The following is a 26,126-nucleotide window of genomic DNA, read 5'->3' as shown; positions in this document are numbered from 1 at the left end:
AATATAGATATCTTTGGTTTTGCATAGAAAGGGTGGAAAGTTGTATGGATGATATTATTTACGCATTTCCTAAAATTAAGAATATAGATCCCTCTTGTTATATTGATGCCTACAATTTGATCCTTGAATGCAGCAATGCTCACAGTCCCCGAAGTTTTGCGGTGAGATTCCTGGAGCTTGCCGGTGCCATGTGTGCATTTGACCGGGCTTTTGTGTTTTTTCTGGATGCCAACGGGGAAATATCCGGAGAATATACCATCAATATTCAGGACCAGTGGGTAGATGAATATCTGAATTATTATCTGGAGTGTGAAAAATGCCCTCCCCAGTTTTCAATCAAAAAATCCATGTACCATGCATATGAGCTGCCTAATTCACGCATAATAAAGTGGTCTGATGTACCAAAATCTGAGTTTTTGACAAACTATATCCATGCACAGAAACTGACGTATTCCTGGGGATTCTCTTTCTTTGATCTAAATGGTAAGCATCGGGTTGTATTTTCCCTGGACAGGATCCAGGATAAAATATTTTCAGAGATAGAGATCAACCGTCTGCAGCTTGCGCTTCCCATACTGAACAATATGTACCGTAACTTTTATTATCAGGGAACAGATAATAACGCCAGAAAGGGAGAAGCCGGCTGGACGGAATATAACTTTACAAAACGGGAGTTCGAGATCGTCAATCTGTTATGCCAGGGTATGAGTATCCGGAATATCAGTTCAGCACTCTATATAGCGAAGACAACTACATACAAGCACATTTCCCATATCTATGAAAAAGTAGGTGTTTCATCACAAAAAGACCTTCTGTTCAAGCTGATGAATTTATAAAGCATAGAAGGCCGGTCTGTCGGGTGACATACCGGCCTTTTCATCCGGGATCAGGTGATCAGAAGTTTGTCATCATGGTGTTGAATTTATCCAGTTCTTCCGGATTCATGTGATAACCGTTCTTGTCCTCTGGATAAGCACCGGTGCGGACATCATTTGCCCATGCACCATAGGCCTGGCACAGGAAAGGCATTAAATTGGCATATACCTTTGCGTGGGAGGCAGGAGTCGGCATCATTCCAAAAGTATCCATGTCTACCATCTCAGAGCCGTCACAAGGTGCGCCGGCGGCGATAGATACGACAGGCACCCTGAGTTTTTCAGCAATTGCCTGAGACACCTCCATAGGAGTAAGTTCAATAGTCATGCCGCCCATACCGTTTTCCTGGTACTCATATCCCCATTTGAAGATACGGAATGCATCTTCAGCAGTCTTGCCCACCTTTTTATAACCGGTTGCATTCGTCTGCCAACCGGATATGGCACCGATATGTCCATAAGTAGGTACATAATTGTCGGACATGAATTTCAGAATATCGTTGGTGATTCCCATGGGAAGCATGGAGTCAGCACCATCAAATACCCATTCGGCACCCCAGCGGACAGCTTCTGCTTTATCAACATAAGTTGCAGTAGGCATATAGAAATTAATGTGAATGATGTTTGCATATTCCCGATACTTAATGATGGATAAACCTGCAGTGCTGAGTTGGTCATCCAGACGGGCGAATCCACGGGTTGACAGAAGAGACGGCATACGAAGAATATCACAATCCACAAGCTCCGCTGCCATACCGAATACAGGACCTAATTCCGCAGGGCACATCTGCACGATCTTTTCCCCTTTGTCTTTCATCTTCTGCAGATAGGCCAGACTCTTTCTGGTCTTGGACGCAGTTGACATCTTAATGTTTTTTTGTTCTTCCATTAAAAATACCTCCTTTTTCTTTATCCGTTACTTGGTTATGAGACAATCATATCAGCCATTACATGAATTAAAAATACTAAAACATTAGTATATTAGTGCTTTTTTGTATAAAATACTTAATTTTAAGTACATCTTAACAATATTTTTTGTGCTAAATTTGTCTTAGGATATTAGAGCGTGTCTTCTGAAATGAACGGTCAGACATATTTTAGGGTAAGAAGTAGCTGTGACGGGAGAATGCAAAGATTGAGGAACAGGAGGTAAAACGGACAATGATTTTATATAACCAGGACGCACGTGAGAAAATGCTGATCGGTGTTGATGCCATAGCAAATACAGTAAAGGGTACTCTGGGACCCGGGGGAAGAAATGTAGCATTATATCAAAAGGCAAATATCAAAGGTGCTTCATATGCAGATGCTCCTGCGGCAGGAGCGCATATTCTGATCACCAACGATGGTGATACAGCTGCACAATCCATTGTTCTGGCAGATCCCATACAGAACATGGGAGCACAGATCCTCAAAAATGCTGCGGATAAAACCAATGCGGCGGCGGGGGATGGGACAACCACAACAATCTTAATGGCGCAGGTATTGCTTCATTATCTGAATCGGTTGATCATTGCCGGTGCAGCGCCGCTTTCGCTGCGAAGAGGTATGAAGAAAGCGGCAAAACAAGTAGTGCAGCACCTGGAACAGATGGCAGTTCCGGTGCTGAAAACAGAAGAGATAGCCGCAGTGGCCTCAATCTCCTGTCGGGATGAGGAGCTTGGACATCTCATTGCCGAAGCTTTCGATAAAGTGGGAGTGGAGGGCGTGATCACGTTGGAGGATTCGGGGCGTTTTGAGACAACTATGGAGGTGCAGGAAGGGATTGTATTTGACAGGGGATATATTGCCGCTGATATGTGCACGGATACCAAAGAAATGATCGCGGAACTGCATGACCCTTATATCCTGCTCTGTGATACCAGGTTTACAGATTATCAGGAACTGCTCCCGTTTCTGCTTATTGCGGCAGAGGATGAGCGTTCCTGCCTGATCGTCTCTGAAGGTGTGGAAGGCTCTGCTCTCGGGCTGATCAATAGAAACCGCAGGGAAGGTGACATGCAGATCGTCTGTGTGAATGCTCCGGAATACGGAGAAGGCAGACAATGGCGGATGGAGGATATAGCTTTGCAGACCGGGGGTGTCTATATCAGTAAACAATTTTTGCTGAATGTAAAGGATGTTTCAAGAGAGATGCTTGGAACTGCCGGTCATGTAAAAGTTACGAAGAATCAAACAATGATAATGGATCCGGGCGGTGATCCTGAGAAGATTTCCGGGCGTATCAGGGAGCTGCGGTTTCTATCCCGGAACACAGACTACGAATTTAATCGGAAGCGGTACAAAGAAAGACTGGCAAAATTTGTATCCGGTGTCGCTAAAATCCATGTGAGCGGGCAGACCGAACCGGAGATATGGGAGCGGAAAATGCGTATGGAAGATGCTGTAAATGCAGCCCGGGCCGCCATAGATGAGGGGATTATTCCCGGCGGAGGTATCGCGCTGCTGAACATTGCGCCCAAAATCGAGGAATTCGCAGCACGGTTGGATGGAGATGAGCAGGCCGGAGCTATGGCAGTCTGTTATGCTCTAAAAGCACCGGCGGTGCAGATACTTGAAAATGCAGGTGAAGACGGTAAGTTCCTTACAGAAATACTTTTGACAAAGGAATCAGGTACAGGATACAATGTGGACACGAACCAGATGGTGGTCATGATGGAGGAAGGGATCATTGATCCCGTCAAGGTAACACGTCTGGCATTTGAAACGGCTGTTTCTGCAGCCGCGGCCATCGCAACTGCGGAGGCCGCTGTTTCAGGAAGCGATAAAGCGGAGAAATAATATGGATAGAGAAGAAATGATCAGAAAATATATTTTGGAATACAACATTGAAGTTCCTGAAGAAAGAATTGCGGAAGAACGGAACTATATTCAGCGTGAGATGCGCCATCGGATGCAATATGATACCCTGACCACCGGAGCGCACCATTTATTTCCGGGACAGGAACTGGAAAATATGAAAGAGGAATTAAACCAGGCTGCCTATTATGAAGCAAAATATGACATAGTTATCCGTGATATCATCAAGGTACAGAATTTTTCTGTTACAAATGAAGAATTAAAAGAGGAGGCCATTTCTATGGCAGAACGGCAGAACAGTACCGTAGATATGATTAAACGTTTCTTTGGAGAAGATTTTGCAATGCTTGCAGGTGATGTAGAGAGGCGGAAGGCTGAGGAATGGATCTTTGTTCAGGCGGCAGGCAGGCTGTCGGATCAAAAAGGAACGTATGAGAAGCATTGAAGGTAGGGTGTGTGCTTTTGCGTGTGGAGCGGCGAGGATTGATACCAACCGGCCATCCCCACATGGATGGCCGGTTGGTTGATATTAGGATAAGAATACATGATCCGGCTGGCATTTTACATGCAGCGGATATCCGGTTGTTTGACAGCCGCAAATTTTATAGAGCGGAAATATCTCTTACATCGGCCCATTCATGTGTTTGGGCCGATTCTAATATGGCATCAGAAATCAATTCAACTGCATATCCGTCACGGAAATTAGGGACGGGTTCTGTATCTTCCTGCAAAGAACGGAAGAAATCATAGCATTCAATAATTTTTGTTTCGGTATATCCGATGCCGAGAGCGGGGATTGGCCATAATCCGCTGCCGTATGGATGATTGGGGCCTGTGTACACCGTGCGGAATCCGCGTCTGTCTGCAGCATCACTGGCAAAGCAGACCTGAAGCTCGTCACGGCGTTCGTAGTTAAAGAAAATAGACCCCTCTGTCCCGTGGATCTCAAAGGTGATATAGTTGTTCCTTCCCCAGGCGTTTCTGGTAGCTTCGATGCTTCCAAAAGCGCCGTTTGCGCATTCTACCATAAATATGCACTGGTCATCCACGTCCACCGCTTTTTTAGGCGCATTTTGTTCCACGCGCGCATTGCCGAGACTGTCGGACATGCCGGACTGTAAGGGCCTTTCTTTGATGTAAGTTGCTGTCCGTGCGTTCACCTTTTTAAAATCTCCTACAAGAAAGCGGAGCATGTCTACCACATGGGTTCCGATATCGCCCAGGGCGCCGCTTCCGCATATTTCTTTTTGGAAACGCCAGGATAGAGGGGAATCAGGATCAGCTGACCAGTCCTGAAGATAGGTACCGCGGAAATCAAGGATTTCACCGATGGCACCTTCGTCAATATATTTTTTTGCAAGCTGTACCGCGGGCGTCTTCCGGTAGTTGAAAGCCACCATGGTCTTAACATGATTCTTTTTTGCAGCCAGGTACATTTCTTTTGCTTCATCGGAGGTTAGAGCAAGAGGCTTCTCGCAGATAATGTGTTTTCCCGCTTTTGCTGCTGCGATGGCAATCTCGGCGTGTACATTGTTTGGCGTACAAATATCCACAACAGAAATTTCCGGATCGTTTATAATATCATGCCAGTCTGTGGAATAAGCCTCGAAAGCCAGCTTTTCCTTAGCGTCCCTGGCTATGGATTCATTCATATCTACGATCATTTTTTTGACAGGGATCGCTGGAGCCGGCCAAAAAAACATTGGCATACCGGCATATGCGATAGAGTGTGCTTTGGCCATAAAACCGGCTCCGATAAGTCCTATATTTATTTTCTCTGGTTTCATATGTTTATTTCTCCTCTCAAATAACAAATTGTCTCATGTAACGGTAAGAAAGTCGGAGGGCGTCCAGCACCCGTTCGGAAGAACTCTCGAAAGCTTTGTCTTCTATTTCTATGCAGCTGTAACCGTTGTAGCCGATATCGGTCAATGCGGATACATATTTTCCCCAGTCCACGTCTCCCAGTCCGGGGAGTTTTGGGGACATATAGTCTAAGGGGTAGGCCATGGTTCCTACATCCTCCAGCTTATCCTGATAGATCTTTATGTCTTTATAGTGTACATGGAAGATTTTTTCTTTGAACTCATATAATGGCTTGATGTAATCCATCTGCTGCCAGACAAAGTGGGAAGGGTCGTAGTTTAAACCGAAGTAATCGCTTGGGATCAAGTCAAAGGCTTTACGCCAGATTGCAGGGGTGGTCATAAGGTTCTGACCGCCCGGCCACTGCTCGGGGCCGAAAAGCATTGGACAGTTTTCAATTGCTATTTTTACTTTGTACTGTTCCGCAAGTTGGATGATAGGAGTCCATACCTCTTTGAAGATCGTTAGATTCTCCTCTACGGTTAGAGTTTGTACACGGCCGATAAAGGTAGTGATGGTGTCGACATTTAATTTCGGAGCGGCAATGATCATAGCTTTTAAATGCTCCACTGCCTTTTGACGCTGGTCAATTTCATCTGACAGAGTGTTGGGATAATAAGCCAGTGCAGATATGGCAACATTTTTTGAGAGACAGTATTGTTTAAGGGAAGCGATCTTGCTTTCGGTAAGTGCTTCAATATCAATATGTGTGATCCCGGCATAACGTCTGGCTGCTTTCTCTTTTGGCCAACAAGCTACTTCAACACACTCATAACCAAGTTCTGAGGCGGTGTCAATGACTTCTTCAAAAGAAGAGGAATCAAGAATCGAACTGATAAATCCAAGTTTCATAGTTATATATTCCTTTCTGGTTTGTTTATTGACAGGAGCGCGCGCTCTTGTCTAAGTATGTAACAGTGGCAAAAATAATTTGCGCAAATTTTTATATAACATATTATGAGGGGGAGCGCGGAAAAAGTCAATGTGTGAAAAGTGACAATAAGAAAAGGCGCGGATTGTGAAAAAATACCAAAAAACAGGAGAATTTGAAAAAGATATTGACGAATAAAACCAAACGAGGTATGATTGCTGCATCAAGAAAATTTGCGCAAATTTGATAAACAGCACAAAAACGGAGGTATTGTTTATGAGAATTGGTTATATGACAAATGGTTTCGGCCCCCTTGTTGGGGATGGTGCCGGTGTGACAAGTGTCAAGGATATCCGGTATCTGACTATGGGGAATGATGAGGAGATCCTGAAAAGCATAACAGAAGTTGGATTCAGAAGTATTGAAGTCCTGGAAGGCAACCTTACAAAATATAGTAATGACCTTTCCGTGTTGAAAGACATGCTGCAAAAGTATTCCGCAGAAATGATGAGTGTCTGTGTGGGAGCAAACTTTATATATCAGGATGCTCTGGAAGATGAGATGTATCATATGGAAACCGTTGCGAAGGCAGCAAAAGAAGTTGGCGTTACATATATAGGTATCTGCGGAGGTGCCATCAGAGGAAAAGGGATCCAGGAAGAAGATTATACACTGCTGGGGAAAGGACTGGATATGGCTGGTCATGTGTTTGCGGAATACGGGCTGAAAGCAAGCTATCATCCTCATCTGGGTTCCATGGCAGAGGCGCCGGAACAGATTGATAAGCTGTTTGCCAGAACATCAATTGATATTTGTCCGGATCTGGCGCATCTTGCGGCAGGCGGAGGAGACCCTCTGGAAATCGTGAAGAAATATTACGACAGGATCTCTTTTGTACATTTAAAAGATTTGGATGAAAACGGGTTTGCTCCACTTGGTACGGGCAGTATTGATATTAACGGGGTGCTTGACTTCCTGAAACAGAAAGGTTACAACGGGGATTATCTTGTGGAAGTAGATGGATATGCCGGTGATCCGGTTTCTGCGTGCAGGACTTCCTATGAATTTCTTAAAGGTAAACTTATTTAAATATAGAAAGGGCAGGTAAAATATGAAAAGAAAATTGGTAAGTGTGATATTAGCAATAGGAATGATCGGGACGATGATGGCAGGCTGCGGAAACTCTGCAGATAGTTCAGATGCGGCAGCAAAAACGAAAACCGATACAGCAGCAGATGCAGATACAGAAAAAGAAACGGACGCCCCGGATGAGGCCGTTCAGGATGCAGATGGCAGTAAGATCTTATCAACGGGTCCGAATGGAGAAGCGGCAACCCCGGCATCTGATATTACATTGACAGAGGAAGAGAAACAGCAGATCCGTGACGGCGGATACAAAGCAGCCATTTCGCTTCATTATGGAGGTAATGACTGGGCAACTTCCCAGCTGGAAGGCTTAAAGGCCACCTTTGAAGATCTGGGTATAGAGATCGTTGCGACCACGGATGCGAATTTTTCAGCAGAACAGCAGGTATCAGACATAGAGACCATTATGGCTAAAGATCCGGATGTCATCATCAGTATTCCGACAGACGCCACAGCTACCGCTGATGCATTCAAAAAAGCGGCAGATGAGGGGATCAAGCTGGTATTTATGGACAATGTTCCGTCAGAGATGACAGCGGGAAAAGATTATGTGAGCTGTGTATCTGCGGATAACTATGGAAACGGTTGTGTTGCTGCGGAATTAATGGGGGAAGCTCTTGGCGGAGAAGGACAGATTGGAATGGTCTATTATGATGCGGACTTTTTTGTGACAAATCAGAGAGACCAGGGCTTTAAAGAGACAATGGCAGCCAAATATCCGGATGTTGAGATCGTGACAGAACAGGGATTTACAGATGAAAACGGATGTTCCGAACAGGGGGATGCCATCTTAACACAGTATCCTATGATCAATGGAATCTATGCAAGCTGGGATGTTCCCATGGAAGGCGTGCTCTCCTCTGTAAAGGCAGCAGGCTTGACCGGCGATGATGTGAAGCTTACGACCATTGACTTGGGAAATAATATAGCGAAAGAAATTGCAGAAGGCAATGTTGTGGGACTCGGCGCACAGCTTCCCTATGACCAGGGAGTTGCTGAGGCAACACTGGCTGCATATTCTCTGCTGGGAAAAGAGGCACCGGCATACGTTGCGGTTGCGGCAAAGAAAGTAGATGGGTCCAATATCCTGGAAGCATATAAAGATGTATATCATGTTGAGGCGCCGGAATGGCTGCAGGAAGCAGCAGGCAAATAAGGAGGGAGAAAATGAACCCATATGTGCTGCAAATGCAGGGGATTGAAAAATCTTTTGGAGTACCGGTACTCAAAGGTGTGGATTTTTCTTTGAAAAAGGGGGAAGTCCACGCACTGGTTGGCGGTAACGGAGCCGGAAAATCTACATTGATGAAGATCATGACAGGCGTTTACACAAAGGATGCCGGGAAGATTTTGGTCAATGGGCAGGAAGTATCCATTCAGGACACGCATGATGCGAAAAAGAACGGAATCGGGATGATATTTCAGGAATTGTCTCTCATCCAGACTATGACAGTGGAGGAGAACATATTTCTGGGGGCGGAGATCGTTGAAAAAGGATTCCGCAAAACTTCAGACATGACAAGACGCTCTCGTGAGGTTCTGGAAGAATTAGGGATCGAAGTGAACCCAAAAGAGATGGTTGGTAATCTGAGTGTAGGTTTAAGCCAGATGATTGAGATCGCAAAGGCCATGGAAAAAGAGGCAAAGATCCTGGTACTGGATGAGCCTACCGCGTCCTTATCAGATGCAGAGACCAAACAGCTTTTTAAAATGATGAAGGACCTGCAGGATAAAGGGGTTTCCATGATCTATATTTCACACCGTATGAGTGAGATCATGGAGATTGCGGACAGTATTTCCATATTGCGGGATGGCAAAATTGTACATACCAGTCGGATTTCCGACATTACTATGGATGAGATCATTGCTCATATGATGGGGGAGAATACAGGAAAAAAATTTGACTGGGTTCCCAGGACATATGACAAAGACGGCCCTGATCTGTTGAGCGTAGAGCATCTTAAAATAAACGACAGGATATCAGACATTTCTTTCAGCCTGAAACAAGGAGAAATCCTGGGATTTGCCGGTTTGATGGGAAGCGGCAGGACAGAGATCTTGGAGACTTTGTTTGGGATCAGGAAACAGGAAGGGGGCGTCGTAAAACTGAATGGTAAAACCATGAAGATAGGAAACCCAAAAGAGGCTGTTAAAAACGGTTTTGCGTTGATCCCTGAGGACAGAAGAAAAAAGGGTCTTGTCCTGATCCACTCTGTAAAAGAAAACGCCATCTTGCCCAAAGTGGCAAAACTGAGAAAACACGGAGTTTTTGTTGACGAAAAAATGGCTGATGAGATGGTGGAAGATAATGTCCGGAAACTTAATATAGTGACAGATGATATTCATAAGAGGATCAATCTGCTGTCCGGCGGCAACCAGCAAAAGGTAGTCCTTGCTAAGTGGATGAATATGCAGCCGGAAGTCATGATGCTGGATGAACCCACGGCAGGCGTCGATGTAGGAGCGAAAGCCGAGATCATTGCGCTGATGAGGGATTATGCGGAGGAAGGAAAAGGTGTTTTGTTTGTTTCATCAGAACTGGCGGAACTTATGGCAGTATGTGACAGGATCATCACCATATATGATGGAAGGATTACCGGAGAGATGGATAGGAGCAAAATAGATTCAGAGGAGGAATTACAATATGCAATCCAGCAAAAATAAAAAGAATATACAGTGGGATAAGTATATGGTCTATATTATTTTTACCGCTGTGTTCATACTGTTTGCATTGATCCTGGGGAATAAAGGATTTTTACAGCCCAGGAACCTGATCAATATTCTGAGGCAGACAGCAATGATATCCGTTATGGCAGTTGCCGGTGTTTTTGTTATGGCAGCGGGCCAGATCGATCTGACCGTTGGCGCCGTAACTGCCATGACAGCAATGTTGGTTTCTCTTGTCCTGCAGGCTACCAACAGTATTCTGCTGGCGCTGGTGACGGGCCTGGGATTTGGCGTGGTCATTGGCTGTATCAACGGGCTGCTGGTCACAAAACTGAAACTCCCGGCCTTTCTGGCTACCCTTGGCGTCATGGAGATCGTAAGGGGTGCTGCCATGTGGATCACCAATACAGCGGCGGTTCCTATTGCAAATAAAACGTTTTGTAATATTTTTGGGATCGGAAGCGTTGCGGGAATCCCGGTGCTGGTTTTGTGGACGATCCTGTTTTATATCATTGGAATTCTGATCTTTAACAAAAGCGCATTTGGCCGGCATGTTCTGGCCACAGGCGGAAATGAGAACTCTGCGGTTTACAGTGGTATTAAAACGGACAGAGTGAAGATCATTGCTTTCACCATGTCAGGTGCATTTGCGGCATTTGCGGGGATCATGTATGCGGCCCGTATGCAGGCCGGAAGATATTCCTACGGCGACGGCGATGAAATGTCTGTTATCGCAGCAGTCGTACTGGGAGGAACGGCGATGTCGGGCGGCACCGGTTCCGTGATCGGAGCGTTGTTTGGTTCCGTGCTCATGGGAATGATGAATAACGCGGTTATCCTTGCGAATCTCAGTTCTGCGCAGCAGACAATGATCAAAGGCGGAATTATCATTCTTGCCGTTGCGATCAGCAATTTAAGCCGAAGAAAAAAGAACAATTAAATAAAATATCTATTTTAAGGAGGATTCATCATGAAAAAATTAAATGTAGGATTAGTAGGGGCAGGTTTTATGGGAAAGGCACATGTGGTAGCTTATTCTAATATGCCCAAATTTTTCTGGCCCGCTCCGGCAGTACCTGTCTTAAAGACGATCTGTGATATTGAACCGTCTATCGCGGAGGAAGCAAAGGATAGGTTTGGTTTTCAGGCCTGCTGTACAGATTGGCATGATATTATCAATGATCCGGAAATTGATGTGGTGAGCATTTGTACACCAAACAACGCCCATGCGCCCATTGCTATTGCCGCGCTGCAGGCAGGCAAACACGTCATTTGTGAAAAACCGATCGCATCTACACTGGACGATGCCAAAGCAATGGCGGATGCCGCCAAAGAAGCTGCAAAGAAAGGCATTGTAAGCATGAATGCCTATCAGTATCGCAGAGTTCCCGCCATCGATCTTGCCAAAAAATTTATTGACGAAGGTGCGGTGGGAGATATCCTGAATATCCGCTGTACCTATCTGCAGAGCTGGTCTGCGGACCCGGATTCCCCTCTGTCATGGAGATTTCAGAAGGATATTGCAGGGGCAGGAACGCTGGGTGATATTGCTTCACATGTGATCGACATTGCACAGTATCTGGCCGGGGACATTGAGGAAGTGGTCTCCATGGTAAAAACATATATTAAAGAAAGGCCTGTACAGGAAGGCGGAGTGGACCTGCTTGGGACTGTAAAACTGGGTGCAGATGCCCCCAGAAAAGAAGTGGATGTGGATGATGAAGATTCCTTCCTTGTAAAGTTTAAAAACGGAGCTGTCGGCAGCATTGAAGCCACCCGTAATGCATGGGGCAGAAATAACTTTATCACCATCGAACTGCACGGAACAAAAGGCAGCATTGCATTCAATTATGAAAGACTGAACGAATTACAGGTATGCTTTGCGGATGATCCGGATGACAGAAGAGGATTCAAGACAATTTATACCGGGCCGGCGCACTTCCACGGGGAAGTTACCTGGAATATACCGGGTATGAACATCGGTTACGGGGAACTGAAAACCATCGAAATGTATGAGTTTATAAAAGCGATCACAGAGGGATATCAGCCGAGTACCAATTTTGAAGTGGGATACCGTGTGGAGAGAGTCTGCGACGCAGTTATGAGATCCGCCCAGGATAAAGCATGGATGAAAGTTGAAGATTAAAAAAGAGTGCAGGGACCCTTTGCGGTTCCTGTTTCTTTCGTTACGAAAATATGTTACTGTTCACTGCGTTCCAGTAACATGCATAAATCCATTAAAAATCGCCTGCTGCGATGGGATTTCTGCACCCTTGCATCACTTTCTCACGTACTGCGCAGTGAATGCACAGTACTGAGTGAAGAGTTACGAAAATATTGCCAAATTTGCGCAACAAATTGACTTTTCTATTCGGTAACGGTATAGTAGTAATATACTATATAAGGTGGGAGAAAAATAATATGGCCACAATTAATGACATTGCAAAAATGGCAGGTGTTTCAACGTCTACGGTTTCCCATGTAGTTAACAAAACACGTTATGTTAGTCCTGAGAAAGTGGAAAAGGTGGAGAAAGCAATACGGGAACTGGATACTCCGCCTAATTTTGTTCTAAAGAAAACATTGCCGCACATGCCGGAAATAAAAGAAAAATATATCCTTATGCTGATAGCTGATAAGAAAAGTAATTTTCAACGCAGGGTAGAACAGCAGATTGATGAAAGTTTAAGAGATACGGGGTATTCTTTGATCACCATAGAATGTAATTCAGATATTTCCAGCATGAAAAACTTTTTCGACGTTTTGCTGGAGGGGAATACAGTAACCGGGATCATTGTCTTTCCCGATGAAAAGGACATTTTGATACAGCGCGTTCTTCTGGATGTTAAGATCCCCGTAATCGTTCTTGGCAGAGAAGTCAGGGATTTTATGGCAGACACAATTTGTACGGACACTTTGGATGGGGCCTATAAAGCCACAAAGCATTTGATCAATAAGGGCCATGAACGGATCGGATTTCTGGGGAGGAGCAAGGAGCGTTCCCCCCAGCGGTTGGAAGGGTTCAAAAAAGCGCTGCAGGAGTACCATATTCCGGAAGTGTCCGGCTATATCTATCCGCATCTGCAAAAAGAGCAGGATATTTTTGAGGCTTTGGATGAACTTTTGAGTGGTGAACAAATGCCCACAGCATTAATAGCTGCCAATTACGCGGTGGTGATACCTTTTCTGAAATATATAGATGCCCATAATATCACCTGTCCAACAGACATATCCGTGGTATGCTTCGGTTCTTTTGACTGGGCACCTCTGCACACCCCGGCGCTTACAACTGTGGAACAGGATACGGAACAGTATGTAAAACTGACCATTGAGACCTTGCTGCAAAGGATCGCAAACAAAGAATATGCCAATGTGTCCGCTTATAAAAACGTTTATAGGACCGTTACGCTGCCCACAAAACTGGTGGTGCGCTCCTCCACTTGCGGAATCGGCAGGGGACCATTTGGAGAAAAGGCATCTTCCATGAGTGAACTTGTACTCTCGGAAGCCGAGATACAGAATATTCGATATAAAAAGCTGACAGCAGCCATTTCTTTCCATTATGCGGGAAAGGCATGGATGGAGCTGCACCAAAAAGGAATACGGGATATTTTTGACAATCTGGGCATTTCTGTCATTGCGATCACGGATGCCCACTTTGATCCTCAGCTGCAGTGCAGGCAGCTGGACAGTTTAAGAATGCTGGAACCGGATATCCTGATCGCTATCCCCACCGATAATAAGCTGACGGCAGACGCGTTTAGAAAAATTGCGGACAGTGAGATAAAATTGATCTTGATAACAAATGTACCGGATGGACTGCAGCCGGAGGATTATGTTACCTGTGTTTCTATTAATGAACACTCTCATGGACAGAATATGGGACATGGCCTTGGGGAATATATGTATCAGCATAATATGAAAAATTATGGATTGATCGTCCATGGAGCTGATTTCTACGCGACTATGCAGAGGGACAACGCGGCAAAGCAGGTGATAAGTGAGGAATATCCGGTGCTGCATTTATGCGAAGAGATTAGGTTTGAAAAAGAAGATGAAGTATATAAAAAGACAAAAGATCTGATCAAACGGTATCCGGAAATAGAAGCCCTTTATATCTCCTGGGATGGTCCTGCCATGGAGGCCATTGCCGCGCTGACAGAAATGGGACGGACTGATATTGCCATCGTTACCAGCGATCTGGACTATGCAGATGCTATGAATATGGCAAAAGGCGGTATGATCAAGGTACTTAGCGCACAGTGCCCGTATGAGCAGGGACAGGCGATCGCATTGGCGGCTGCTAAATCCGTTTTAAATGAAAAAGTCCCATCATTTATCGGAATTGAGCCAATCAGTGTGACGCCTGATAACCTGTTAAAATCATGGAAAAAAGTTTTTAAAGAAGAACCGGGGCAGGAGTTGGTACAGGCATTTAAAGAGAATCCCAACTATGTTTCTACGAAAGAGTGATGAAGACTGTGGACAAAGTAAATGATGTTATGAAGGGACTGTGAAAAAACAGTCCGAATAAAAAAGAGGATTTTCAATACACATTAGTGGTTGAAAATCCTCTTTTTGTGGTAAGATTTATCTGCTATGAAAAATAAAACTACAACTTATTCTATTTCGGGCGAAGTTCATTTCCAATTGTTAAAAGTTTTTTGCTTGTCATCCGCAGATGATTTCCTTAATTGAGCATACCTTTCCTTGTCATTGACAAATTAAAAGGGGAGCTATAAGACCATTGACTATGCCGATGGTCTTATAAAAGGAGTTTTTTTCACAGCCTCTTTCTTTTTGTTTTTTTTACTGGTATAATCAAATAAGTGAGTATTACTCATATCTCCGGATATGGAATTAAGATCAAGGATGCTTCAGTTGACCATAGCGTAGAAAGGAATCGTAATGGTAATAAATAATAAGATAGATCATCTGTCCCGTATTACAGTATCATTCCGTATGCTTCTTTTTGCTGTGTGCTTAACTATGAATGTGCTCTTTTGCAGTACATATGCTCCCTATGGATCATTATATAAGACAACTGTAATTGAGGCGTGGGCAGCTTCAGAAAGTATCATTGTCAACGAAGATAGTAATCATACTACCGGTTTTAAGGATTCATTATTGGATCAAAAAAAATCTTATAATGAAACTATAACGAAGAATGTATGCCCAATACTCATGGTCACAGCTCTTCCAAAAGGGATCCGTCCGCTTTTTTATCTTACTATAGTTTTTCTTTTTTTCTTTTTGACCTTATTTATATTACTGCCTGATGGATGGACATTAATTAAACAGAAGGTACGTCTGGACAATTGAATCAATTGTTTTTCAAATCATGGATAAAACTTAATTAGGTACCATTATAAGAAGACTCTATTGCAGGTGTTCTGGTAGTTATAAGTCATTTTTAGGATCAAACGATGGCTTCTTTTTTGTGTGCAATTTAGGCAGTGACTATAAAATGCATACTTATTACGAGCGCAAAGCAGAGATAAGATCGGAGGAAGATAATGAAAGAAAGGATATATAAACTATTTCTTACCATAATGGTGTGCTTATCCTTGGGTTCGGGTCCCATAGCTCAAAATGAGATAGTCAAGATGCTCGAAGCCCTTTCGGGAACAAAGGATGCTAATGTTCAGGAACTTGATGAAGAAGAGGAGTCCGAAGAAATAAGAAAGAAGAAATTTCTAAAATATTTTCAAGAGTAGTTTATCTACAGTCTAAACGGTTCGCAGGGGCAGTCCTGCGAACCGTTTTGTATACAAAATCATCCGGAGAAATAGATGGGGAAACAAACGAACATTTAAATTTTAACAAAACCATGAAAAAATCCTAAATCCTTGAAAAGGCCTTAAAATATTGATAATTCACACAAACATTTTACTAAAATTTTATCGGCATGGTATGGTAGAATGACAGTACAAAACGAAATATCCTGTTAAATATTAGGAGAATAAAATGAAAGAGAAGAAAGTATTTGCCATGCTGCTTACGGCGTCCTTGATTTTAGGTGTGACAGCATGTGGCAGTTCAGATAAAGGAAACGCAGAAAAAGGCAGGGATAAAAAAGAAACAGTAAATGACAATGACGACCAGGCAGGAGAAGAGCTGACGATCTGGGCCTGGGATGAAGCATTTAATATCAAAGCTGCACAGAATGCCAGGGATATATATATGAAAACAAATCCTGATGTGGAGATCAACATCGTGACCATGGCACAGGATGACATCGTAGCAAAGTTGAACACAAGCCTTTCTTCCTCCTCCTATGAAGGACTTCCTGATATTGTACTCATTGAGGATTACAAGGCACAGGGATACCTGACTTTATATCAGGATGAATTTGCAGATTTATCCGACATAGTAAAAGCAGAGGATTTTGCGGAATATAAGACTGCAGTATGTCAGACAGGAGGGAAGATATACGGGGTACCCTTTGACAGCGGTGTGGCAGCTACCTTCTACCGAAAAGACTACATTGAACAGGCTGGTTTTACACAGAAAGACATGCGGAACCTGACTTGGGAAAAATACATGGAGATTGGCAAAGCCGTAAAAGAAAAATGCGGCGTTCAAATGTGCACACTGGATCCAAGCGACATCGGACAAGTCAGGATGATGATGCAGAGTGCAGGCGCCTGGTATACAGGAGATAAGGGCGAAGTCACAATAGCTGGTAACAAAGCTCTAAAAGATGCTATTGGGATATACAAAGCATTAGTGGATTCGGACTGTACAAAACAGGTATCGGACTGGAATCAGTTTGTAGGAGCACTTAACAACGGTGAAGTCGCATCTGTTATATCAGGGTGCTGGGTTGCGCCGTCTATCCAGAAAGCGGAGGACCAGAGCGGAAAGTGGGCAGTGGCTGAATTTCCGAAAATGGAAGCCAACCAAGATTCTGTCAATGCATCCTCCATCGGCGGAGGTGGATGGTATGTATTGAAAAATGTTGGAAATCAAGAAACAGCAAAAGATTTTCTGAAAAAGACATTCGCCAGTAGTGTAGAACTGATGAATACCTTGGCAGCAGACATCACTCTGGTAAGCACCATGAATGCAGCAGCCGAAGCTGAAAATTACAAAAAAGGGAACGCGTTTTTCGGCGGACAGGAGATCTTTAAGGATTTCGCTGCGTGGACAGCTCGTGTACCTTCGGTAAATTATGGATTGAATACATATGCCATTGAAGATTTAATGACAAAAGCAGTCCAGGCCATTGTGGGCGGCGCTGATGCAGACAGCACCTTAAATGATTATCAGGCACAGGCAGAAGCAGCCACAGCACAGTAGAAAACGAGATTTTGCGAGAACCAGGAAACCAATATCTTAAGGAGGAGAAGGTAAAATGAAAAGAAGGATCAAAGCCGGGATCGGCCTTTTTTCCATGATGCTCGTGTCCCAGTCCGTATGGGTACATGCGGCGGAAACACCGAAAATCTTTATGGAAGTGGCAGACTACCATGCCGGTGAACGCTCACTCGATGTGAGCTGTAAGATGGAAAACGGTGACAATGTAACTAATGGAAAGCTGCGTATCTTCTATGATGCGGAGAAACTGACGCTTACACCAAGCGAAGCCGGAGAAGCACTCTCCGGAACAATGCTGGAAGTGAATGACTGTCTCACAGGCAATAAACCGGAGGGAGAGATGGTGGTTGCATTTGCATCGGCAGAGAGTATACCTTCTGACGGAAGCCTGCTGGATATGGGATTTAAGCTGAAAGACGGGGTAAAAGAAGGCGATGAGATTACTTTTCAGGTAAAAGCAGAGAAGCTGTCAGGGGACAATGGGGACCTGGAAACAGAAACTCCGGAAATTGTCTATACCGTGGGGGAAGAACAGGCAGAAAAACCCGGTGGACAGGACAATGATAAAAAGAACCAGAACAAGACAGACAACGATAAAAAACCTTCTTCTAACAGTGGGGGAAAAAGCAGCACAAAAAAGGGGAGTGTGAAGACAGGTGATGAGACACCGGTTGCCGCATATCTGTTCTTAGGCGCAGGGGCTGTGGCAGTTCTGGCAGGGTGCACATGGACAAAGAAGAACAAGCAATAAAAATTTATATAAAATGGAGGTATTTATGAAGGGCAAAAGATGTTTTAAGAAGACAGTCACCGGAATATCCGTGATCGCTATGAGCGTATCCGTTGTAACACCGGCAATGCCGGTCGTGGCGGCGGAGCAGGATACACCTCAGGTACAGCAGGAAAACGGGCAGGGGCTGACATATGAACTGATCAAAGAAAATGATAATGTACTCTATACCGTAAACTGCGGTACTCCGGACCCCACGGTTGTTCCCAATCAGGATTCAGAGCGCATGGGCGTACTGCAGTCCAATATGGATCAGGAGTATGGGGTGGATGAGGGGACCGGAACCACTTGGGGCCGTAATCCTGCAAATGAATACTCCAGTGCTGTGAACAGCGGTGATGATGCAACGGATATTGGCAGCAGCTTTATTTACATGTCAGACAGCGTGACATTTGATCAGTATAAAAGTGCACTTGGATATTCCTTTGAGGTTCCGGAAACTCCGGTTGAAGGGTTAGAGGAAGATACCTACGAGGTGTCTGTGGCATTTAAACATTATTGGGACGACCGCCTGGTAAATGTCATGCTGGAAGGAGAGACAGTTGCCACGGATATATCTGTTAATTATGGAGAGTGGGTATATAGAACATTCACCACAAAGGTTACGGACGGGGAATTGAATCTTGAGATAAAATCTCCCAGAAGAACAGGCAACAATCAGGACCCCATTCTAAACTATGTAAAAGTAAGGGCTGTAGATGAACAGCAGAAGGAAGTTCCCACATACGATTCCATCACAGGTGTGGCAGGGGATACCATGTACGATACCAACGGAAACCAAATTCAGGCCCACGGAGGCCAGATACAGCAGTTGACAGTAGATGGTGTGACTAAGTGGTATTGGATTGGTGAGGATAAGACCAATGACTATCGTCCGGTTGGCGGCATCCATATGTACAGTTCGGAAGATCTGTATAATTGGACGGACGAAGGTGTGGTACTGCGCACGATGGAGAGTCCGGAGCAGTTTGAGACAGACCCGTATTTCAATGAATTATATGGAAATGAAAGTGTGGAAAAGCAGGAAGAGATTTTTGTGGATCTGGACAAAAACAATGGCGTTATGGAACGTCCAAAGATGCTTTACAACGATAAAACCGGAAAATACGTTATCTGGTTCCATGCTGACGGCCGTTATCCGGGAAGCGATGCTGACTATGGAAAAGCCAAAGCAGGTGTTGCCATCAGCGACAGCCCTACAGGACCATTCAAACTTCTGGGAAGTTATAAACTGAATTATCACAACGACCCAAATGCAGACCATGGGTACGATGGCTGGGACGGCCGTGGTTCGGTCCGCGACATGAATCTTTTTAAAGATGACGATGGGACTGCATATGTAATCTATTCCTCAGAGGGAAACAGGACCATGTTTGTGTCAAGATTAAATGATGAGTATACAGGACTGGAAGTACCGCGGGAAGAAGCGGAAGAAGGCGTGCACTTTACCCGTAACTTTGAGGGCTGGTCCCGGGAAGCCCCGGCGATGTTCAAATACAAAGATAAATATTATGTAGTTACGTCAGGATGTACCGGATGGAGCCCCAATCAGGCAAAATATGCGGTGGCAGACCATCCGATGGGACCATGGACAGAAATCGGTGACCCCTGTACAGACTGGGGCAGCGGAACCACATATGACACCCAGAGTACATGTGTATTCCCTGTAGATGCAGAAAAGGGCCAGTATATCTACATGGGTGACAGATGGAATGCAGGAGATTTAAGTGAATCGAGATATGTATGGATTCCGGTTGAATTCCAGCCAAATGAACAGATCGCACTGAGAAGATATGAAAACTGGACGTTGGAAGACCTGAACGGAAAAGGGATCTTTGAAGTGACTTCAGATCTCCCCACAGCGGCGTCTTCTGTTTCCGAAGTGATCGGACAGCTTCCGGAAGAGGTGACTATCTCTTACGGCACAGAGGAGGAGACAACTCCGGTGACCTGGAGCATGGACAGCTATGACGAAGATAAGATCGGAACCGTAACGGTAACAGGAACACTTACCGAAAAGGGAAAAAGTTTTGACCATGTAATGAATATTGTAAACAAAGACACCCTTTATTTCTTTGACAGCGGTGCAGAAAGCTCAGAATACTTCGACGCTGTAAAAAAAGAACTGGGTAATAAAGTGAAAAACGACACCGCTGACCGGAAATATACAGAGGAAAACAAGGCCGGGTATACCGGAGTTACTGAGTCGGAATCACCAGACAATTTTGATATGGGGCTTCACGGAGACGGCAATTATTTGGAAACAGGCTGGTGGGCAGCAGAAGGAAAGAACATTGCATACGCATTTGATCTGCAGCCTGGGACATACACTTTGGCAGCAGGTTTCCAGGAATGGTGGGATGCAGACAGAGGTATGAAAGTGAGCATCACCATGGGAGAGCAGGTTCTGGGAGAACAGGATTTTACGCTGCCATATGACAGCAAAGATCTGCAGATCACTCAGTCCTTTGAGATCACAGAAGCAGGAAAAGTGACAGTGACTATCAGTAAAACAGGCGACTCCGATCCCGTCTTAAGCTGGATTGGAATGATGGGCAGCGAAAGTGAAGGACCGTCTGTAGATACTAACCGTAAAAGTCTGGAACTGGCCATTGCCATGGCAGTGAAAATGGAGCAGGAACAGCAGGAGAACAACTGTTATACAACAGAAAGCTGGGAGGCAGTCCAGAAAGCCCTTGACAGTGCAAGAACACTTATGGAGAATCCGGATGCAGCGCAGGCTGATATTGACAGCACATTCCTGGAACTGATCACAGCATGTAATCTTCTGGAAAACGGTGTACAGAGAGTGGGCCTGAAAGCAGCCATCGAAGGTGCAAAGGCAGTCCTTGCAGATGAAGCGGCACTGGCAGATTACACAGCTGAAAGCATAGAAGCAGTAAGAACCGCGCTCACAGAGGCAGAGCATGTATTTGCAGAGAGCAGCGCGGATCAGGGGACTGTAAATAATGCGGCCAGAAAGCTTATGGACGCAGTGACCGGTATGCTGGTAAAAGATGAGACAACAAGACTGGGCATCCTGATTCAGAAAGCAGAAGAGCTTTTGAAGGAAAAAGATAAATACACGGCCTCCAGTATGCAGAAGCTGGAAGAAGCGCTGGAAGCAGCAAAAACGGTGGATGGCAATAAAGAGGCATCAGAAGCTGAGATAAGCGCAGCGTACAACAAGCTTGCGGAAGCTATGACGTCCCTGGTAAGAACAGGCAGCAAAGAGGAACTGAAGAACGCCCTGGATAAAGCAAATGAAATTCTGGGTGAATCCGGAAAATATCTGGAAGCCAGCATTGCAGGTCTGCAGGCTGTGACAGATGAGGCCCAGACAGTATTCGACAGTGATGATGCAGATGCGGACACAGTCAGCGAAATTCTCAAAAAGCTCATTGACGAAGTCCTGAAAGCCCGCCTGATGGGTGATGTGAATACAGACGGGGCTATTGACACAGAAGACTCTGCAGAAGTATTGAAAAGTGTAGTGGAGATCAGTGAACTTACTGAGGAACAGGGCCAGGTGGCTGATGTGAATGGCGACGGCACAGCAGACAGTATGGATGCAGCGTCTATCCTTCAGTATGCATCAGAGAAAATAACAGAATTTTAAGTTTAAAAGGGGCAGAAAATATAGGCGGAATGCTTAATGATTTCTGCCCCTTGTGTTTTATAATACATCCAAGACAGGAGACAAGTATGAAAAAAAGGAGATACAGAAAGACAGTGGCCGGTATATCCGCGTTCGTGATGGGGGCAACCGCAGTAATACCGTCAGCAGTGCCCGTAATGGCTGACAGAGAGGCAGATATGCGGGGGAATATAATGGTTGATCCGGATATCCATTACCAGACACTGGAAGGGTGGGGGACCTCCCTCTGCTGGTGGGGGAATACCATAGGTTCCTGGGGAGATGCGGACTGGAATGGGGACGGAAGACCTGACCGGGAGGAAATCGCAGAGCTGGCATTTTCTCCTGAATATCTGAATCTGAACGTTGTCCGCTATAATGTGGGAGGCGGAGATAAAGAGGATTCCAGTATCAAAAGATGTGAAGGCCTGGTCCCCGGCTGGACAGAGGATATGACGGGGACAGCAGACGGAACAGCGCCCTTTCAGGCGGAAGAGTTTTATGCTAAGTCTACAGAGGAGATGAAGGATGCGGGGCAGCTCTGGATGCTGGAGCAGGCAAATGCGTACCGTAAAGCCTACGCCGAAGAAACGGGGCAGGAAAATGATGTGATCAATAAAGTATTTTCCAATTCGCCTCCTTATTATATGACAAAATCGGGAACCTCCACAGGTGGTACGGGCTGGGATCCCAACAATCTGAAGGATGACTGCTATGATGATTTTGCTATGTACCTGGCAAGAGCCACGGAGTGGGTGGACAAAAATCTGGAGTCAAAGTACGGTGCCGGAGTATCTTATGTGGAACCGCTGAATGAGCCGGACACCAGCTATTGGTATGAGGGAAGCACCAAACAGGAAGGCTGTATATTTAATACAAGGGAACTGCAGTCCAAAGCTTACCGTGAGATGCAGTACGCATTAATTGCAGATGAATTCCAGGGCAGTCTGGATGATGTGCGGATCACGGGTACTGATGAGACCAGCCTTTGGAATGCTATAAATTCTTTTAACAGGCTGGATGATGATGTGAAATCCAATCTGGAAACCATAAGTGCCCATACATACAGCGGCAGTGACAGCGAGAGACGGGAGCTGCGCAGCATTGCCAGGAAGTACGATAAGGGGCTCTGGATGTCTGAGGTGACAAAGGGAGGCGGCAGCCACTATGACGGGTGCCATGAATCCATGGAGGCAGGCAATACCCGTTCCCAGAGTGAAGGCATAATGGCGGACTTAAAGGAACTGCAGTCTTCCGCATGGATCGCATGGCTGGTGGCAGACAGTGAGTATGAGTGCCTGCAGACCAATTCCAACTGGGGGCTTCTCCATGCTGTCTTTGAAAAAGACGGACAGCCGGTACCGGATTACCACACCAATCTGGTGGATGGAAACGGCAGCCGGCTTGACTGGGTACCTGGCGAAGGATACTGGGCGGTGACCAAGCAGTTTTACACTATGATGCAGTATAGTAAATATTTGAAAGCCGGATATACCATGATCGAGATTGACGATTCCAATATGTGCGCAGCTATTTCTCCTCAGGGGGATGAGCTTGTGATCGTGGCCCAGAATTTCGGTGATGACAGAAATGATACCATAGATCTGGGGGCTTTCCCCGGTGCGGAAGAGGCAGAACTGTACAGAACTTCTGATTCGGAAAGCTGTGAGCTGGCTGAGGTACAGGATGTGACAGATGGCGTGCTGGATGTTACACTTCCATGGAATTCTGTTTCTACCTATGTTATAAAAGCGGCAGATGGAAGCAGTATATGCAATCCGGAAAATTATGCAGAGATCGTGGAGGCAGATGTGGAGATGCCTGGGGAATCATGGGTTTCTGATATAGATAAGTTTTCCTATGAAGATTCCTGGGGGGAGTCCTCAGAGGATTTCGGGGGTGGTAAGTACAGTACAGCGGAAAACGCATCTGCAACGCTCACATTTGAAGGAACACAGGCTTTGATCTACGGAAGTAAAGCTCCGGAGGGTGCCGTGGTAAATATATCGGTAGACGGAGGGGATGCAGAGCAGGTTTCTTTGGCGGCGGACAACAAAGACGGCGGTTCACTGCTTTATAATACAGGCGAACTCAGTCAGGGCAGCCATACGGTCACCATAACCAAGGCTGAAGGACAAGGAGACAGGCTTTTGGAACTGAACTATGCCAAAGTAGTCAGAGGAACTCTGGATGAGAGAATTGAAAAAATAGAGGAGAGCGGGAATCTATACACAGTAAGTGGTATAACACCTGCACTTCCCACAAAAGTATATGCCCTGACCAACATGGGAAACAGAATAGAAAAGGATGTGGTCTGGGATCTGGAAGGCATAGATTTTACAGAGAATACGACGCTTAAAGGCTCTGTGGAAGGAGCCTCGGTGAAGGCTGCCGCAAATGTGAAGATCGTACCGGAGAATGTGCAGTATTTTATAGACTGCAACAGTCCAAAATCTCCGGAATATTATCGTGTGGACGGGTATGCGGATCTTCTAAATGAGACGCCGGACCAAAAGTATGCGGAAGGCAGCTGGGGATTTATAGAGGATTACAACGCATATGATGGGGATATAAATGACAATTACGATACCGGATGGTATGCCGGACAGGGACAGGCGATCAGCTATACAGTACCTCTGGAGAAGGGTACATACAGGTTAAATCTCGGATTTAAAGAATGGTGGAATCAAGACCGTCCCATGAAGGTTTCTCTGAATACAGGTGGCGAAACCATAGAACTTGGAAAGACAAATACCTGGAACAGCGGAAATCCATGGAATGAGGAGACATACGAATTCACATGTGATAGGGAGGGGAATGCCACTATTACAATAGCTGCTGATGGTGGACCAGATCCGGTGCTTTCCTACATACGGATTCAGAATATACTGGAGCTGCAGGCACTGAAAGATGCAGTCAATCAGGCGGAGGAAATTGACAGAGATCCGTATCAGAATGAAAAGCTGGCGGTACTGGATGAAGCCGCGGCAGCAGGCAGGAGTCTGCTCTTCCGTGCAGACGCAGCACAGAATGACATAGATCTGGCCGCAGAAAAAATCCGTCTGGCTATAAAGGATTTAAATGGAGGAGTTCAGACAGAAGCGGATATGACCAGCCTCAATCTGGCAATCCTTATGGCAGAGAAGATGGAGGCACAGCAGGCTGAGAATAACTGCTACACAGCTGATAGCTGGAAGGCGGCAGCAGAAGCCCTTGCAGAAGCGAGAACTGTGAAAGAAAACCCAGAGGTGTCCCAGGATGCAGTAGATGAGGTTTTCCTGAAACTGCTGACCGCTTGTAATCTGCTGGAGGACGGAGTACAGAAGACAGGACTTAAAGCCGCAATGGAGGGCGCAGATACCATTCTGGGTGATGAAGTGGTTTTGGAACAGTATACCAGTGACAGCGTAGAAGCAGTGAGGGCTGCCCTTAAAAAAGCGCAGCAGGTATACGGCAGCGAAGCTGCTGATCAGGAAACTGTTAATCAGGCGGCAAGGGAGCTGATGGATGCAGTGACAAGACTGCTGGCCAGGGAAGAGGCCACCAGGCTTGATATTCTGATTCAGAAGGCAGAGGGATTATTGGAGAGAGAGGAGCAGTATACCCCTTCCAGTATCCTGAAACTGAAAGAGGCGCTGGAAGCTGCAAAAGCAGCGTCAGGCAGCAGTCAGGCAGATGAGGGCGGGCTTTGGCAGGCTTATGAGCTGCTGGCAGAGGCCATGACTTCACTTGTGAGGAAAGCAGACAAGGCAGAGCTGAAAAATGCTCTGGATAAAGCAGAAGAAATCCTGTCTGAAGCGGAAAAATATCTGGAAAGCAGTATAGCAGGACTTCAGAGATTGACAGATGAAACCAAAGTGGTTTATGATGATGCTGAAGCAGATAAAGAACGTGTTGGGAATGCATTAAAAAGACTGATAGATGAAATCCTAAAAGCCCGCCTTATGGGTGATGTTGATCTAAATGGTGCAGTGGATACAGAAGATACTGCAGCGGTATTGAAATACAATGCGGAGCTTGCAGAATTTACGGATGAACAGCAGCAGGCAGCAGATGTAGACAGAAACGGGATAGCAGACAGCAGTGATGCGGCTGTGATCCTACAGTTTGCCGCAGAAAAAATCAAATCATTTTAACCTGAAGCGAAGCGGATTG

17 protein-coding genes are annotated in these 26,126 nt (G+C 45.4%); 14 read left to right on the top strand and 3 right to left on the bottom strand.

The genetic code is table 11. The annotated features are described in order from the left end of the window. Nucleotides 1-44: 44 nt before the first annotated feature. The gene (locus C6P39_RS02345; protein WP_104802667.1) at nt 45-836 is read left to right on the top strand and encodes a helix-turn-helix transcriptional regulator; all 792 of its coding nucleotides are present in this window, start codon (nt 45-47) and stop codon (nt 834-836) included. 58 nt (nt 837-894) lie between these two features. On the opposite strand, the gene C6P39_RS02340 is transcribed toward C6P39_RS02345, so the two are convergent. Further along, nucleotides 895-1,764: a 3-methyl-2-oxobutanoate hydroxymethyltransferase gene (locus C6P39_RS02340; protein WP_104802666.1), complete on the bottom strand. Its 870-nt coding sequence runs from the start codon at nt 1,762-1,764 to the stop codon at nt 895-897. A gap of 272 nt (nt 1,765-2,036) precedes the next feature. On the opposite strand from C6P39_RS02340, the gene groEL reads away from it, so the two are divergent. Both groEL and C6P39_RS02330 read left to right on the top strand, forming a co-directional pair. Continuing rightward, complete coding sequence (groEL, locus tag C6P39_RS02335; protein WP_104802665.1) at nt 2,037-3,656, top strand: chaperonin GroEL; 1,620 nt, start codon at nt 2,037-2,039, stop codon at nt 3,654-3,656. 1 nt (nt 3,657) lies between these two features. Further along, the gene (locus C6P39_RS02330; protein ID WP_104802664.1) at nt 3,658-4,119 is read left to right on the top strand and encodes a trigger factor; all 462 of its coding nucleotides are present in this window, start codon (nt 3,658-3,660) and stop codon (nt 4,117-4,119) included. Between the two features lie 157 nt (nt 4,120-4,276). On the opposite strand, the gene C6P39_RS02325 is transcribed toward C6P39_RS02330, so the two are convergent. Then, a complete protein-coding gene (locus tag C6P39_RS02325; protein WP_104802663.1) occupies nt 4,277-5,461 on the bottom strand; it encodes a levoglucosan dehydrogenase in 1,185 nt (394 codons plus the stop codon). A 16-nt stretch (nt 5,462-5,477) separates the two neighbouring features. After that, a complete protein-coding gene (locus tag C6P39_RS02320) occupies nt 5,478-6,392 on the bottom strand; it encodes a sugar phosphate isomerase/epimerase family protein (protein WP_104802662.1) in 915 nt (304 codons plus the stop codon). Nucleotides 6,393-6,687: 295 nt separating this feature from the next. Between C6P39_RS02320 and C6P39_RS02315 the strand changes: the two genes are divergently transcribed. From C6P39_RS02315 to C6P39_RS02260, 11 genes are all read left to right on the top strand, one after another. After that, the gene (locus tag C6P39_RS02315; RefSeq protein ID WP_104802661.1) at nt 6,688-7,500 is read left to right on the top strand and encodes a sugar phosphate isomerase/epimerase family protein; all 813 of its coding nucleotides are present in this window, start codon (nt 6,688-6,690) and stop codon (nt 7,498-7,500) included. Nucleotides 7,501-7,522: 22 nt separating this feature from the next. Then, on the top strand, nt 7,523-8,713 hold the full coding sequence (locus C6P39_RS02310; RefSeq protein WP_104802660.1) for a substrate-binding domain-containing protein: 1,191 nt from the start codon (nt 7,523-7,525) through the stop codon (nt 8,711-8,713). A gap of 11 nt (nt 8,714-8,724) precedes the next feature. Continuing rightward, nucleotides 8,725-10,221 (top strand): sugar ABC transporter ATP-binding protein, encoded by a 1,497-nt coding sequence (locus C6P39_RS02305; protein WP_104802659.1) that lies wholly within the window; start codon nt 8,725-8,727, stop codon nt 10,219-10,221. After that, nucleotides 10,202-11,164, top strand: a complete 963-nt coding sequence (locus C6P39_RS02300) for an ABC transporter permease (RefSeq protein ID WP_095173590.1) — start codon at nt 10,202-10,204, stop codon at nt 11,162-11,164. Before C6P39_RS02305 ends, C6P39_RS02300 begins: the two co-directional genes overlap by 20 nt. Before the next feature lie 30 nt (nt 11,165-11,194). Beyond that, nucleotides 11,195-12,370: a Gfo/Idh/MocA family protein gene (locus C6P39_RS02295; RefSeq protein ID WP_095173591.1), complete on the top strand. Its 1,176-nt coding sequence runs from the start codon at nt 11,195-11,197 to the stop codon at nt 12,368-12,370. A 275-nt stretch (nt 12,371-12,645) separates the two neighbouring features. Beyond that, on the top strand, nt 12,646-14,697 hold the full coding sequence (locus C6P39_RS02290) for a LacI family DNA-binding transcriptional regulator (protein WP_104802658.1): 2,052 nt from the start codon (nt 12,646-12,648) through the stop codon (nt 14,695-14,697). Nucleotides 14,698-15,740: 1,043 nt separating this feature from the next. Continuing rightward, nucleotides 15,741-15,941, top strand: coding sequence for a hypothetical protein (locus C6P39_RS02280; protein WP_104802656.1), 201 nt, complete (start codon nt 15,741-15,743; stop codon nt 15,939-15,941). Nucleotides 15,942-16,191: 250 nt separating this feature from the next. Beyond that, entirely contained in the window at nt 16,192-17,526 is a 1,335-nt protein-coding gene (locus C6P39_RS02275; RefSeq protein ID WP_104802655.1) for an ABC transporter substrate-binding protein, read from the top strand. Between the two features lie 55 nt (nt 17,527-17,581). Then, nucleotides 17,582-18,295 (top strand): hypothetical protein, encoded by a 714-nt coding sequence (locus tag C6P39_RS02270; protein WP_104802654.1) that lies wholly within the window; start codon nt 17,582-17,584, stop codon nt 18,293-18,295. Nucleotides 18,296-18,320: 25 nt separating this feature from the next. Then, complete coding sequence (locus tag C6P39_RS02265; protein ID WP_104802653.1) at nt 18,321-21,953, top strand: family 43 glycosylhydrolase; 3,633 nt, start codon at nt 18,321-18,323, stop codon at nt 21,951-21,953. 86 nt (nt 21,954-22,039) lie between these two features. After that, on the top strand, nt 22,040-26,107 hold the full coding sequence (locus C6P39_RS02260; protein WP_158661435.1) for a glycoside hydrolase: 4,068 nt from the start codon (nt 22,040-22,042) through the stop codon (nt 26,105-26,107). The last annotated feature ends 19 nt before the right edge of the window (nt 26,108-26,126 follow it).

It is taken from the genome of Blautia marasmi (genome assembly GCF_900258535.1).
GTDB classification, from domain to species: domain Bacteria; phylum Bacillota; class Clostridia; order Lachnospirales; family Lachnospiraceae; genus Blautia; species Blautia hominis.
The sequence above is the reverse complement of the archived record's forward strand: the minus strand, read 5'-3'. Positions and strand labels throughout refer to the sequence as shown.

What these genes read in the sequence shown, in the direction of transcription:
- C6P39_RS02325 (WP_104802663.1), bottom strand. Translation starts at nt 5,461, where the DNA reads ATGAAACCAGAGAAAATAAATATAGGACTTATCGGAGCCGGTTTTATG.
- C6P39_RS02340 (WP_104802666.1), bottom strand. Translation starts at nt 1,764, where the DNA reads ATGGAAGAACAAAAAAACATTAAGATGTCAACTGCGTCCAAGACCAGA.
- C6P39_RS02270 (WP_104802654.1), top strand. Translation starts at nt 17,582, where the DNA reads ATGAAAAGAAGGATCAAAGCCGGGATCGGCCTTTTTTCCATGATGCTC.
- C6P39_RS02315 (WP_104802661.1), top strand. Translation starts at nt 6,688, where the DNA reads ATGAGAATTGGTTATATGACAAATGGTTTCGGCCCCCTTGTTGGGGAT.
- C6P39_RS02330 (WP_104802664.1), top strand. Translation starts at nt 3,658, where the DNA reads ATGGATAGAGAAGAAATGATCAGAAAATATATTTTGGAATACAACATT.
- C6P39_RS02260 (WP_158661435.1), top strand. Translation starts at nt 22,040, where the DNA reads ATGAAAAAAAGGAGATACAGAAAGACAGTGGCCGGTATATCCGCGTTC.
- C6P39_RS02265 (WP_104802653.1), top strand. Translation starts at nt 18,321, where the DNA reads ATGAAGGGCAAAAGATGTTTTAAGAAGACAGTCACCGGAATATCCGTG.
- C6P39_RS02275 (WP_104802655.1), top strand. Translation starts at nt 16,192, where the DNA reads ATGAAAGAGAAGAAAGTATTTGCCATGCTGCTTACGGCGTCCTTGATT.
- C6P39_RS02295 (WP_095173591.1), top strand. Translation starts at nt 11,195, where the DNA reads ATGAAAAAATTAAATGTAGGATTAGTAGGGGCAGGTTTTATGGGAAAG.
- C6P39_RS02305 (WP_104802659.1), top strand. Translation starts at nt 8,725, where the DNA reads ATGAACCCATATGTGCTGCAAATGCAGGGGATTGAAAAATCTTTTGGA.
- C6P39_RS02300 (WP_095173590.1), top strand. Translation starts at nt 10,202, where the DNA reads ATGCAATCCAGCAAAAATAAAAAGAATATACAGTGGGATAAGTATATG.
- C6P39_RS02345 (WP_104802667.1), top strand. Translation starts at nt 45, where the DNA reads ATGGATGATATTATTTACGCATTTCCTAAAATTAAGAATATAGATCCC.
- C6P39_RS02290 (WP_104802658.1), top strand. Translation starts at nt 12,646, where the DNA reads ATGGCCACAATTAATGACATTGCAAAAATGGCAGGTGTTTCAACGTCT.
- C6P39_RS02280 (WP_104802656.1), top strand. Translation starts at nt 15,741, where the DNA reads ATGAAAGAAAGGATATATAAACTATTTCTTACCATAATGGTGTGCTTA.
- C6P39_RS02320 (WP_104802662.1), bottom strand. Translation starts at nt 6,392, where the DNA reads ATGAAACTTGGATTTATCAGTTCGATTCTTGATTCCTCTTCTTTTGAA.
- C6P39_RS02310 (WP_104802660.1), top strand. Translation starts at nt 7,523, where the DNA reads ATGAAAAGAAAATTGGTAAGTGTGATATTAGCAATAGGAATGATCGGG.
- groEL (WP_104802665.1), top strand. Translation starts at nt 2,037, where the DNA reads ATGATTTTATATAACCAGGACGCACGTGAGAAAATGCTGATCGGTGTT.